Here is a 12,403-nt window from a genome sequence, read left to right as displayed (position 1 = left end):
GTAAACTATTTTCTTTTTTATCAGTAAAGCTTTCATAAGTCCCTACCATGAACAAAGCTATTTTTTCTTTTTTCTTTTGGACTTTTTTCTATTTTTATCTATGGACATATAATCTATATATATCCCGGACAGCGAAGCAATTAAAATAGTACTCCAAGTATGCTCATTAAATCCATCTAGCCCTCCACGGACTATCATTGCAAGCACTGTCCAAGCTAACATATTCAATAAAAAAATACAAAGTGCTTTCATTCTCACATTTTAAAAGTTTATACAACCATATACATCAGCTATATTCACAGCTATTTGTAAAATCCTTCTAGAAATTTTGGTCAGTAATCCTACTCTTGCTCCCGCAGCCATAAAGACTTTGCTGAACTTCAATCCTGCCATACCAATAGCATTTCTGAATAAAGATACTGACAATAAGACCTTATTTACCTTACAAAGATAAATTTCATGGTAGAGCATAATCAAAGCTTTACAAAAAGACAATTCATCCTATTTTTAATCAATCAAGATTTTAAAGAGATATTTGCGAACCTTCTCTTCCATACCTGCATAGCCATTTGGCTGGTGTGGTTCTCCTGGAAAGAAAATTGCAAAATTGTGATAACCCAACAAGAGTGGGTAGTGTTCATGACAATGAACAAAGCCAATATCACTTGCTTCGTCAAATGCTACTGCTTCATCTTTGATACGTGAACCGTAGCTCGAATATTCATGCCCTTCTACCAACAAATGCAAGTCTGCATAGTTCTTGTGATGTTCAAACTGGTCATTTTCAGCTTTATTTAGGACATTTTCTTGAACAACTAGAAAGACCTTGTCTCCATCAATATCATATTTTCCTAACTCGAATGAATCTTTACGATGTTCATAAAGATAATCAATTGCCTTGTCAAGATTGGGATGAATCCCTTTATAGAAGCTAATATTTTTCAAATCGTCAAAAATCATTATTTTCTCCTTTAAAAATCGTCATTAAGCGATTAAAACTAACACCTCCAACAGTGTCATTTACTGTCGGAGGCTTTTAGATAGTGCTAGCAATAGCAAATTGATACTGTAAAAGAAATCGTTTCTTATCCTTTGACCGCTCCCATAGTAATACCCTGTGTGAAGGATTTTTGGAAGACAAGGAAGACTGTTACGATTGGCACAGCAGCAAGGGCAGCTCCTGCCATGATCAAACCATAGTTGGTTGCCATTTCAGCCTGCATGGTCGCAACCCCAAGTGAGATAGTCAAGTTTTGACGTGAAGTCAACATAACCAACTGCATGAAGTAGTCGTTCCAAGTATTGATGAAGGTAAAGATTGCAAGAGCCGCAAATCCTGGTTTCACAATTGGGAAGGCTACGCTCCAGAAGGTACGAATCTCACCACACCCATCGATTTTAGCTGATTCAAGCAACTCTGTAGGAATATTCTCACTGAACTGTTTCATGAGGAAGACCCCGAATGGCCATCCAATCAAAGGCAAGATAACTGCCCAAAGTGTATCATGGATTCCCATGAAGTTGACGATACGTACCAATGGTACAAGGACAACTTGTTTTGGAAGCGCCATGGCAGCGATAAAGATGGCAAATAGGATACGTTGACCATAGAAACGTTTTTTAGCCAATACATAACCTGCTAGAGATGAGGTCGCACAGACTAAGAACATGGTTACCAATGAGATAAATACAGAGTTCCACATCCACTGCATAGCAGGGTTTTGTACCATGAGTTGTTGGAAGTTTTCCATAGTTGGCATTTTAGGGAACCATTGTGGCGGAATCATAATGGTATCAGGTTGTGATTTGAAGGCACCTGTCAAAATCCAGTAGAATGGAAAGATGAACAGCACGGTCAACAAGAGCAAGATAATAGTTGAAATAACAGTGAAAGCTGTTAAAGGTTTCTTTTGTGTAGATTGCATAGCTGTCTCCTTTCTTTAGTATTCTACGTCGTTTCCGAGTACTTTAAATTGAACAAAGCTTACGATAGCAATCATGACTGCCAAGAAGACACCTATGGTGTTGGCATAGCCATACTCTGTCAATTGGAAGGCTTTTTCGTAAAGGTAGTACATAAGTGTACTTGTTGAGTAGTTTGGACCACCAGATGTCAACAACTGAATCAAGGCGAAACACTGGAATGAGTTGATTGTTGTAATGATTGCAATGTAAAGAGTTGTTGGAAGGAGACTAGGCCATTTAATCTTCCAGAAAACTTGCAATTCAGTCGCACCGTCAACACGCGCTGCTTCAACCAGTGAATTGTCAATATTACCCATGGCAGCGATATAAAGGATAATCGGCTGACCAACAGATGTTGTCAAAAGGATAATCATAATCGCCATCAAAGCCCAGTTTTTATCTCCCAACCAAGAAATGTTTTGGCTGATGATATGACTTGATTTAAGGACAAAGTTTAAAATCCCTGATAGTGGGTCGTAGATCCATTTCCATACAACCGTTACGGCAACACTACCTGTTACAACAGGAAGGAAGAAGACGAAACGATAGAAGGATCTGGCAATGGCATTTTGGTGATAGGTCTGAGATGCTACAAAGAGTGAGAATAGAACCACAATCGGAACCGATCCAATAACCAGAATAACGGTGTTGATCAAGGACTTCATAAAGACAGGGTCTTTAAACATACGAATGTAGTTGTCCAAGCCCACAAACTCAAATTTAGTCATTGAGTAGTTAAAGAAACTTGTAATGAATCCCATAATCATAGGAGCCAATACAAAGATAACAAAGAAGAATAATACTGGTGCTAGGAAAGCGTAGGAAATCACTGTTTCCCGCATACGAATTTTATTGACTTTCACAGTTGGCACCTCTCTTTCAAATAGAATAATTTTTTGACTTTCTTGAACTGTTTTAAAATCAAAATGAAATTTTTTAAGATTCGCTTATGTAAGAACTTCATTTTAATTTCGTGATAGTTCCTTACATTTCAAATAAAATCCTCCCTTTTCTTACATAGACTATGCACAGGGAAAAGGGAGGAGTCAATCTGATTTAGTGCTTATTGTTTTGTAGCTTTTTTAATTGTTTCGTTAGCTTTTTCAGTGAAGGCTTTCAAAGCGTCCGCTGGTTTTTCGTCACCATTTGATACAGATTGCAACATTGGGAACCATAGAGTTCTCATTTCTGCAAAACCATCAATTGTATTGTAGTATGGTGAGTAGTATTTAGTCCAACCACTGATTGTTTCCATACGTTTATCTTCATAAAGTTTTCCAAATGAAGTACGAACTGGGAAGGCACCTGTACGAACAACGTCTTTTGGACCCCATTCTTTGTCATCCGCGATGAATTGAACGAATTTCTTAGATGCTGCAACTTTCTTGTCGTCTTTGTTGTTGAATACTGCAAATCCGTTTACAAGGTATTCAAGAGCTGGTTTACCTGAATCTGATGGGAATGGTACTTCTACCACTTCTACTTTACTTGCTTCCAAGAGTTTCGCTTGGATACCGTTTTGAGCTGGCGCCCAAAGGATTGTGTAAGATGTTTGACCGTTGGCAAAGTTTTGGATATCTGCTCCACCGTCAAATTGTGAACCATTGTTCAACAAACCGTCTTTGATCCAGCTAGCTGCTTTTTCAAGACCTTTGACAAATTTAGGATCATCAGTTGTATATTTTGTTACATCTTTATCTGTTACAGAACCTCCGTAAAGGTTTGAGATGAAGGCACGTGTTCCTTGGTCTCCCCCTTGACCAGAACTGAACAATGAACCTGGTGTGTAGCCTTTGTCTTTAAGCGCTTTCAAAACTTTCTCAAAGTCGTCTGTTGTCCAACCTTCTTTTACAAGGTTCGCAACTCCAGCATCTTCCAACATTTTCTTGTTCATAGCCATGTAGAATGGTGCTGAACTGATTGGATACATGTAGGCTTTGTCTCCAGCCTTACTTGCTTTTACAATGTTTTCATTGTTGACATCTTTAACAAAGTCATCTGTGAAGAGGTCATTCAAGTCAGCCAATTTACCATTTTTACCATATTGGATGATACGTCCTGGTGCGTCAAAAAGTACGTCTGGAGCTGTTCCTGCTTCGATGGCTGTTGTGATTTTTTCAGGACCTGACTTGAAGTCGATGGTTTCCAATTTCACTTTTATATCTGGGTTTGCTTTTTCAAACGCTTCGATGATTGATTTTTCATAAGTTCCAACACCGTCACCAGTTTTTTCTTGGGTAAATACTGGGAATGCCCACCAAGTGATTTCTGTTTTGGCACCGTCACCACCTGATTTGGCAGCATCTTTACTTCCGCCAGAATTGCCACAAGCAGCAAGACCAAGAACCGCAGCACCCGCAAGTACTGTACAAGCTAATTTTCTAAATTTCATCTGTATTCTCCTATGTAATAAGCGTATCCATATTGGATAATGAGTAAGATTGTATTTGTATGCGTTTTCATTTCATCCGATACATCCACCACTCTCCTCTGCTTTTTATTAAGTCAGTAAGTACTTATACTCTTCGAAAATCTCTTCAAACCATGCCAGCTTCGCCTTGGCGTACTCAAGTATAGCCTGCGCCTAGCTTCCCAGTTTGCTCTTTGATTTTCATTGAGTATTAATCATCTACACCTAAAATTTCATTAATACTATTTTTATATAAGATTGCTTTTGCTCCATATATTGCTTGAATACCACCCTTCACTTCTAAGACATCAACTGCACCAATTTGTTTTAAAAGTGCTTTATCAACTTGATGAACTTCTTTTACAGCTACACGTAAACGTGTCACACAAGCATCTACATCTTCTATATTATTTGATCCACCCAACGCTCTGATAATTTGTAGGCTATCCTGTTTTAAATGATCTGCAGTATTTGAAGTTGAATCTGTGGATTCAGAAATTTCTTTAGAATCTACTTCTTCTCCTCGTCCTGGCGTTAGAACGTTGAATTGAGTAATGAACCATCTAAAAACAATATAATACAGAACACTCCAAATAAGTCCAAATGGAATCTGAAGAACCCAATTCGTTTTAGCGTTCCCCTGCAAAATTCCAAATAAAGTAAAATCGATTACACCTCCTGAGAATGTGTTTCCTATTGAAATATTTAAGACGTCTGCAATAAAGAAGCTGACACCATCAAGGAATGCGTGTACAACATATAGAACCGGACTGACAAATAGAAACATAAATTCAATTGGTTCTGTAATACCGGTAATAAAAGATGTTAAAGCAACTCCAAAAAACAGACCCGCGTATTTTTTACGACGATTTTTAGGAACACTATGGTACATCGCTAAACAGGCAGCCGGTAAACCGAACATCATTGTTGAGAAACGACCTGCAAAAAACCTTGTTCCTTCTGTAAATAATCCAGAATGAGTCGGGTCGGCTAATTGAGCAAAAAATATTTTTTGAGCTCCAACCACTGTTTGTCCTGCAACAGTTTCAACACCACCAAGTTCAGTATACCAAAACATAGGGTAAATCATATGATGTAAGCCTACTGCTCCAGAAAGTCTCATTAAAAATCCATATAGAAAAGTTCCAATTGGACCCGCCTGAGAAATATATCCACCTGTAGAAACAAGAAGTTGTTGAAAAGGTGGCCAAATAACAAAGAAGACAAAGCCAATTAAGATAGAAGAGAACGATGTAACAATAGGAACGAAGCGTGAACCCCCAAAGAATCCTAAAGCGGAAGGTAATTGAATATTGTTATATCGATTGTGCAAATATACGGCAACTATTCCGACAACTAATGCTCCAATAACTCCAGTATCAATTGCAGATCCTTCTGCCATAAAAAGTTTTACCAGAGCTTTAATCGTTGCAGTCATAACTAAGTAACCAGTTACTCCTGCTAGCGCAGCGGTTCCTTTATCTCGTTTCGCTAAGCCAATACATAATCCCACACAGAGAAGTAGTGATAAATTACTGAATACAACCTCTCCTGCAGAGCTCATTACTTGGAATATTGATTGAAAAAAACTATTGTCTAGTATTGGATAAGTTGCTATCGTGGTTGGGTTTGAAAGTGCACCACCAATCCCCAAAAGTAGACCTGCTGCAGGAAGTATAGCTATAGGTAACATAAAAGCTTTTCCAACTTTTTGTAAAACTTTAAACATAAAATTCCCCCTTACATCTTATTTGATACCAGCAACAAAGCGTTCTGTAATCTCTTTTGGTCTAGTAATAGCGCCACCAACAACAATACCTCGCACTCCATATCCTAGGATTTGTTTGGCTTGTTCTGGTGTATGAATTTTTCCTTCTGCAATGACATCTACACCAGCATCACAGAGTTTTTTGATCAATTCAAAATCGGGACCATCCACTTTAGGACTGTAAGATGTGTAGCCTGATAAGGTTGTTCCGACAAAGTCAATTCCTGCTTCAACGGCTGCCAATCCTTCCTCGAAAGTACTTGTATCAGCCATCAAGAGCTGGTTAGGATATTTTTCCTTAACCTGACGAATGAACTCTTGAATCTCCAAACCATCATAGCGTTCACGCTTGGTACAATCCAGAGCAATGACCTCGATGTCCAGTTCTGCCAGTTCATCAACTTCTTTCATAGTAGCAGTGATGAAGGGTTCTTGCGGTGGATAATCTCGTTTTATTATCCCAATGATTGGAAGGTTGGTAACCTCCTTGATTTCCTTGATATCGCGAACACTATTTGCTCGGATACCGACTGCTCCACCTTGCTCAGCCGCTTTGACCAGCAATGGAATGACTCCTCCCGCTTCTGTATAGAGCGGTTCGTGAGGAAGGGCCTGACAAGAAACGATGATTCCATCTTTGATTTTTGCAATCAAGGCTTCTTTAGTAATCTGTGGCATCCTCTTTCCTCCTTTTCTTTGTTCTTATGAGTTTATTATATATCATTTATGAAGCGCTTTCAATACTTTGTAGTAGGATAGATTCCAGTTTCAAAAGTATTTTATAGAACAGCTGTTTCTGAAAGTAGTTTCAGAGAAATTATTCTCATTTGAATTATTTTCCGTTCTTCTATTTCCATCATAATATTCGTTCTCTATAAATAAAGAGCCTGTAATAACTAAGTGTTACAGACTCTCTAAGTATAAGTCTAATTCTTTTTATAGAAACTTTTAAGATTTAATTGTTCATTAATCTTCTTTTGTCTTAGATATTCCTAACATTCCCAAGAACATACCAAGAATTCCAACAGATACTAGAGAAGTTGAAACTTCGCTTCCTGTTGCAGGCAGGGCTGGCTGTTGGGTTACTGATACATGATAAGTCTTATCTTGCTGTGCTACTAGAGTTACAGGCGCTTGTTCTTCACCCTTATATTCTGGAAGTTCGCTCTTGGCTGCTTCAACTGCATTTATGTCATCGCCTGTGAATTCTGGGATTTCTACTGTTGGTTCTACTTCGTCCCTTACTGCTCCAATAGATTCAGTGCGCTCAGAAAGTTCTGTTACAGTTGATTCGTCACCATTAACACCACCTGTGAATTCTGGAACTTCATGTACAGCTGCTTCTACACCATTAACGCCACCTGTGAATTCTGGAACTTCATGTACAGCTACTTCGCTACCATTGACTGCTCCAGGAATACCTGCTCCTTCAAGACTAACTGAAAGATTGTGCATACTCTCGATTACTCCAGAAGCAAGTCCAGTTATTTCCTGGCCCAGATCTGACTTGTCTATTTTAAAAAGCAGAGTATTAGTATCATACTGAGTCATGAAGTTTACTTTTTTTCCATTTGCCAACTGAAGTGTTGGGATTTTGTTAACCAAAACTTCTGAATCAAACTCTACTGCAAGAATTCCTGACCATTTTTCAATAACAGATTTGACTTTTACTTCTTTAGGAGAAATTCTTTCCTTCGTTAAGAAATCCCAATTGAATTTCTTGAAGGATAGAGTATAAGGATTTCCACCAGCTTCATAATGTTCGTACAAAAGACCAAATTCTTTTGGACCGATTTGTTGAAGTGAGTTATAAGCATACTCGCCCTCTTGAATCAAATGATGATGCAACCAAGTCAACTCGCCATCTTCTTCTACGCGAGCCACTCGAATATGGCCATTCTTACGACCTGGTCCATTAGCATTTGCTAGAAGGATATACTCTTTACCATCTTGAACTGTATGAGTCGCCGCCATTTGAACATAAACATCAGGTACATCATAGCGTGCTACATAGTTGTCCCATGTAATACCACCATCATAACTTGTCGCAACTTGCAAATCATTTGTCAAACCACGCATAAAGAGTTTCAATTGACCATTGTTCAGCTGAACAACAGAAGCTTCTGTATTTTGAGCATAGTAGTTGTTCATGTTGCTTGAATCAACTACCGTACCATCATAAAGTGTACGGTTGTCATTGACACCACCACCCATATGCCAAGTCTTACCATGGTCATCGGAATATATGATACGAGATGATTGAGAACCGTTAAGGTGGTTGGTTCTGTTTGTCGTATAGACAGGAACGACAATCCGACCTTTATGAGGTCCATTCTGGAGGGTAATTCCCACCCCAGGTCCCACGCCTAAGAATTTCATCCAATCAGCTTTGACCATTGGAGTAATATCTTGTGGTGCAGACCAAGTCTTACCATCATCATCACTATAGGACATCCATAGGTAGCTATCTTTAGCTATTCTAAATGGAGAAGTTTTATTGCTTGTGAAGTAGATATTTCCTAATAGTTGCTCACCCTGATAAAGATCTCCCTTATCACTATAGGCCGCCTTGACTGGATTTACAACAACACGGTAATCAGTTACCTGACCATCTGGTGTGTAGACAACCCCATTTTCACGAATTGTATAGGCCTCCTCTTCTCCTTCACGATAGAGGATCTGGTAGGTCTTACCACCAATTTCTTTGTAGGCTTCCTCTTTTTCAGCGGACATTCCAAAGATCCCTTTACCTTCTGGGAACATATCGTAAACTGAGAAGATTCGTTTGGTTTCCGAATCTTGAACTAAAACCATATCGATGTTTACTGGTGAACCAATGTTTGGATCCTTGGCTTTTGGATTGTCACGTAGATTCGTAAGAGTGATGCGGTCGCCCCATGTTTGGCCCTTATCTTCACTTCGTTTAACGACCATACCGATATCACCCCAGTCATAGTGGTGTAAGCGGCGTTCGTCAGCTCCAGCAATCAAAGTTCCCTTGTCAGTCTTGAGGAGGGCTGGAATACGATAGCTATTAATACCATCTTGATTTGGTTGCCCATTTTTCCCCGCCGTAAAAACATCTGTTTTTTTAGAAATTTCAGCCCCTTCTGGAAGTTCTTGCCCCAAGTCTCCTCTTTCAAATAATTGACTGCGTGTTCGAACTTCATCTTGTGTTAAGGCGCGGTCGTAGACTGTTAGATTACGAACTTGTAGATTTGAGCCCCAAACTGTCTTGCTTCCTCGTTTGGTCGCTCCGATTTGAACGTGATTCACATCTGGCATATCTTTGATGAATTTCCCAGATTTTAGACTTGTTCTGGATAAGACACCATTTACATACAGACGAACTCTTCCAGTAGGGACTTCAGTTGTTGGTTTTTCCACAGTAAAGGTAACTGAATTCCACTGACCCGGGCGAACCTTTAATGGCGCATCGGTATATTTATCATAAAATTGTGCACCATTTGCATCACGACCTTCGATTAAAGCTGTATTATCTAAGACTGACATGGTGAAGTATTCATTTTCCTTGGTATCACTTGATACAGAGAAAAGATTGTAAAAACGCGGTGCAGATGCATCTGGCTTGAACTCCATATGCACTGTTGCATTTTCAAGTTTCTTTAGCTTTTCTAATTCGCTTGAAAGATTAACTGACTGACCATTCGTTGCATTGGTTTCAACATCTTCTTTTTCCACTACTGGAGTTGCGTTTTCGATGTCTCTAGCATAGTAATCTCTAGGAATCACGCTCATTTCTTCTTTATCTTGCTCCTTGTTACTTGCTTCAGAAGTTGCAGAATCTACTTCTTGTTCATCATCAGGAGCTAGTGTATTTTCAGCTACAGGTGTATTTGTTGAAGGGGTCGTCTCTGCTTCAGTAGTCTCATTTTTCTTCAACTTATCCTGATCAACTTCCACACCATTATCTTTCGATGTTCCCAATTTTCCAGCTAGTTCACTATCTAAATGAACAAGACTTTCTGAAGAAACTTCTCCTAGTAACTCTGATAATCCTTGATTATTATTCTCAGCAACGGTTACAGTTGAGTTTCCTTGTTCATTTGCCAATACAGGATTTACTCCAAATACCACTGCTCCTACAATCATAGAAACCGCTCCTACCGATAGTTTCCTAATGCTATAACGACACTTACGTTCTTGAACACTCTGATTCATACTGATCCTCTCTATATCTATATCCCGAATTCTGAAATAAGACATTTACTCCAGAAAATACACTTAGTTTGTCTTTTCTTAACTGTCTTTTACTACAGTTCATTTAAATGACAAAAATGAAATACACAAACTATCTCAAATCGGTGTCAATTTCCCCCTCTCCTTTCTCCAATCAGACTCCTGTCAATCTAGTTTATTTACCAGGACACCTCTGTAATTAAACTAAAATATCTCTTTATAACCAAATAATTGGACATAAACTTATACTATTTCCATCATACTTCATGCTCAATCCTTATCAAACATTTTTTCAAATAGCTTTTCGTAAGCATAGATACTTATAGAAATAATGGGAAATATAATCAAACTCACAATCAGAATCTTATCCAACTTAAAGGGGACAATCCCAAATAAGTGAAGAAATAAATCAATCAGAAAACTGTCGAAAAAAACTGTCAAAAGTAGTTCAACTTGTCTTTTTCTCTGCTTTTTTGTCTTGAATGCTTTAAGTATCATATTATTCCCCTTTTCTAAGCTTCAATACCTTCTCTCTATCTATCATTTCGCATAGTTGGTGCTATTTTTACAGCAATCTATCTTTAAATATACATAAAGATAAGATTCTATCACTTTTTATAAGTGTTAGCAAATTTATTATACCTCGTTTTTAAAACGCTTTCAACAATGTGTGATAGAATAGATTTCAGTTTCAAAAGTATTTTATAGAACAACTGTTTCTGAAAGTAGTTTCCGTAGGGAAAAAATTCACATCTATTATTTTTATAGTAGATTGAATATAGAATAGTACTATACTGCTTCTAAAGCATTTCTAGAAATTGCTTTAAATTCCCTAATCGATTTGTTCATATTCTATCTCAATCTATATCAATAAAACCAGCCTAGAATTCCCACATTTTTCAGGACTCTAGACTGGTTTATTTTATATGAACATAAAAGTTCAAAGTGAGATTTTAGACAAAGTTAACTACCCTTTCGTTTATAGGAAATCATAACTCCGAAAATAATTCCCACAAAACCAAGCAAAACTGTTGTTATTGATTTATTCTCACCTGTATCTGGTAACTTAGCCTGTTCATTGTTACCTACTTTATTCTCTGATTGACTAAATACTGAGTTATCATTTGTAGATAACAATTTAGGTGATGGTGCAAGCTCCTCTTCTTTTTTATCTTTTGTAGCATTTTTAAATAGTGGATTGTCAATAGAGTGTCGGAAAGTCATCGCATAAATACTAGAATTGCTAATCTCAAAAATAATCTTTCCATCTTTTTGTTCGAATTCAATAGTGTATAGGTTTCCTTCTGGATCTACACCATAAACATTCTCAACAGACTGATCCATAGCAAAAATAACTAGGACTTTTCCGTTAGGCTGAACAGTTCTAGCAGCTGTATCCTTCAATTGAATATCAAATGCTTTATAGTTTAATGAACTTAGATCACTAACTTGAACTTCTTGAATTTGAACACCTATCACATTTTCCAATACTTCTTCTGAAGCTTGAATTTGCACACTTCCTGCTTCATTTTTGAAAATACGTTGTGAACTAGCAATTCCTGTGATAACTTGTTTCATTGTTGCTTCATTCTTACTATCTCTATTGTTATCATGCATAGGACTTGCTACCACATTCACTCCGCCTGTGAAGTTCTGTTTTTCAACTGTTGGGGCCGTTTCTTCTGCTATTGCTAATGAACCCTTATACTCTGGCATTTCTACTATAGAAGATTCAGTGAAAGGAACTCCACCTGTATAGTCTGAAAGATGATGGACCGCAGCATCCGAACCATTCACTCCGCCTCTAAACTCTGGCTTAGCTACTGTAGGAGCTGGAGAATCACCTAATGTAAATAGGAAGCCTCTGTACTCTGGAACTTCTGCAACAAGTGAGTCGCCTCCATTCACTCCACCTGTAAAATCATGTTTTTCAACTGTTGGGACTGTTTCTTCTACTACTGTTGGTAGTGTTCCTGTATACTCTGGAACTTCTGTAACAAGTGAGTCGCCTCCATTCACTCCGCCTGTAAAGTCTGAAAGATGATGAATCTCAGCATCCG

10 protein-coding genes are annotated in these 12,403 nt (G+C 38.1%); all 10 read right to left on the bottom strand.

Features of this window, described 5'->3' with window-relative positions; translation table 11 throughout:
- Positions 1–57: 57 nt before the first annotated feature.
- Positions 58–252 (bottom strand): hypothetical protein, encoded by a 195-nt coding sequence (locus HT730_RS10450; protein ID WP_025169385.1) that lies wholly within the window; start codon positions 250–252, stop codon positions 58–60.
- Positions 253–507: 255 nt separating this feature from the next.
- The gene (locus HT730_RS03705; RefSeq protein WP_054363865.1) at positions 508–960 is read right to left on the bottom strand and encodes a YhcH/YjgK/YiaL family protein; all 453 of its coding nucleotides are present in this window, start codon (positions 958–960) and stop codon (positions 508–510) included.
- Between the two features lie 125 nt (positions 961–1,085).
- A complete protein-coding gene (locus HT730_RS03700; RefSeq protein WP_020901679.1) occupies positions 1,086–1,925 on the bottom strand; it encodes a carbohydrate ABC transporter permease in 840 nt (279 codons plus the stop codon).
- 15 nt (positions 1,926–1,940) lie between these two features.
- Positions 1,941–2,807, bottom strand: a complete 867-nt coding sequence (locus HT730_RS03695; protein WP_173306856.1) for a sugar ABC transporter permease — start codon at positions 2,805–2,807, stop codon at positions 1,941–1,943.
- A 221-nt stretch (positions 2,808–3,028) separates the two neighbouring features.
- Complete coding sequence (locus HT730_RS03690) at positions 3,029–4,357, bottom strand: ABC transporter substrate-binding protein (RefSeq protein ID WP_173306845.1); 1,329 nt, start codon at positions 4,355–4,357, stop codon at positions 3,029–3,031.
- Positions 4,358–4,586: 229 nt separating this feature from the next.
- Entirely contained in the window at positions 4,587–6,104 is a 1,518-nt protein-coding gene (locus HT730_RS03685; RefSeq protein WP_000477437.1) for a PTS transporter subunit EIIC, read from the bottom strand.
- Positions 6,105–6,122: 18 nt separating this feature from the next.
- On the bottom strand, positions 6,123–6,821 hold the full coding sequence (locus HT730_RS03680; protein WP_173306844.1) for an N-acetylmannosamine-6-phosphate 2-epimerase: 699 nt from the start codon (positions 6,819–6,821) through the stop codon (positions 6,123–6,125).
- Positions 6,822–7,109: 288 nt separating this feature from the next.
- Positions 7,110–10,325 (bottom strand): SIALI-17 repeat-containing surface protein, encoded by a 3,216-nt coding sequence (locus tag HT730_RS03675; RefSeq protein WP_173306843.1) that lies wholly within the window; start codon positions 10,323–10,325, stop codon positions 7,110–7,112.
- Positions 10,326–10,613: 288 nt separating this feature from the next.
- Positions 10,614–10,841, bottom strand: a complete 228-nt coding sequence (locus tag HT730_RS03670; RefSeq protein ID WP_173306842.1) for a hypothetical protein — start codon at positions 10,839–10,841, stop codon at positions 10,614–10,616.
- 465 nt (positions 10,842–11,306) lie between these two features.
- Positions 11,307–12,403, bottom strand: a 1,097-nt coding sequence (locus HT730_RS03665; RefSeq protein ID WP_173306841.1) for an SIALI-17 repeat-containing surface protein, incomplete at its 5' end; no start/stop codon positions are given.

Origin of the sequence: Streptococcus sp. k-628 (assembly GCF_013277475.1) — a bacterium.
GTDB lineage: Bacteria > Bacillota > Bacilli > Lactobacillales > Streptococcaceae > Streptococcus.
Note: the sequence above shows the minus strand (reverse complement) of the source record. Positions and strands in the feature narration are given on the sequence as shown.

Excerpts from the sequence above, each read along its gene's own strand:
- HT730_RS03685 (WP_000477437.1), bottom strand. The coding sequence starts at position 6,104 with ATGTTTAAAGTTTTACAAAAAGTTGGAAAAGCTTTTATGTTACCTATA.
- HT730_RS03690 (WP_173306845.1), bottom strand. The coding sequence starts at position 4,357 with ATGAAATTTAGAAAATTAGCTTGTACAGTACTTGCGGGTGCTGCGGTT.
- HT730_RS03695 (WP_173306856.1), bottom strand. The coding sequence starts at position 2,807 with ATGCGGGAAACAGTGATTTCCTACGCTTTCCTAGCACCAGTATTATTC.
- HT730_RS03700 (WP_020901679.1), bottom strand. The coding sequence starts at position 1,925 with ATGCAATCTACACAAAAGAAACCTTTAACAGCTTTCACTGTTATTTCA.
- HT730_RS03670 (WP_173306842.1), bottom strand. The coding sequence starts at position 10,841 with ATGATACTTAAAGCATTCAAGACAAAAAAGCAGAGAAAAAGACAAGTT.
- HT730_RS03675 (WP_173306843.1), bottom strand. The coding sequence starts at position 10,325 with ATGAATCAGAGTGTTCAAGAACGTAAGTGTCGTTATAGCATTAGGAAA.
- HT730_RS03680 (WP_173306844.1), bottom strand. The coding sequence starts at position 6,821 with ATGCCACAGATTACTAAAGAAGCCTTGATTGCAAAAATCAAAGATGGA.
- HT730_RS03705 (WP_054363865.1), bottom strand. The coding sequence starts at position 960 with ATGATTTTTGACGATTTGAAAAATATTAGCTTCTATAAAGGGATTCAT.
- HT730_RS10450 (WP_025169385.1), bottom strand. The coding sequence starts at position 252 with ATGAAAGCACTTTGTATTTTTTTATTGAATATGTTAGCTTGGACAGTG.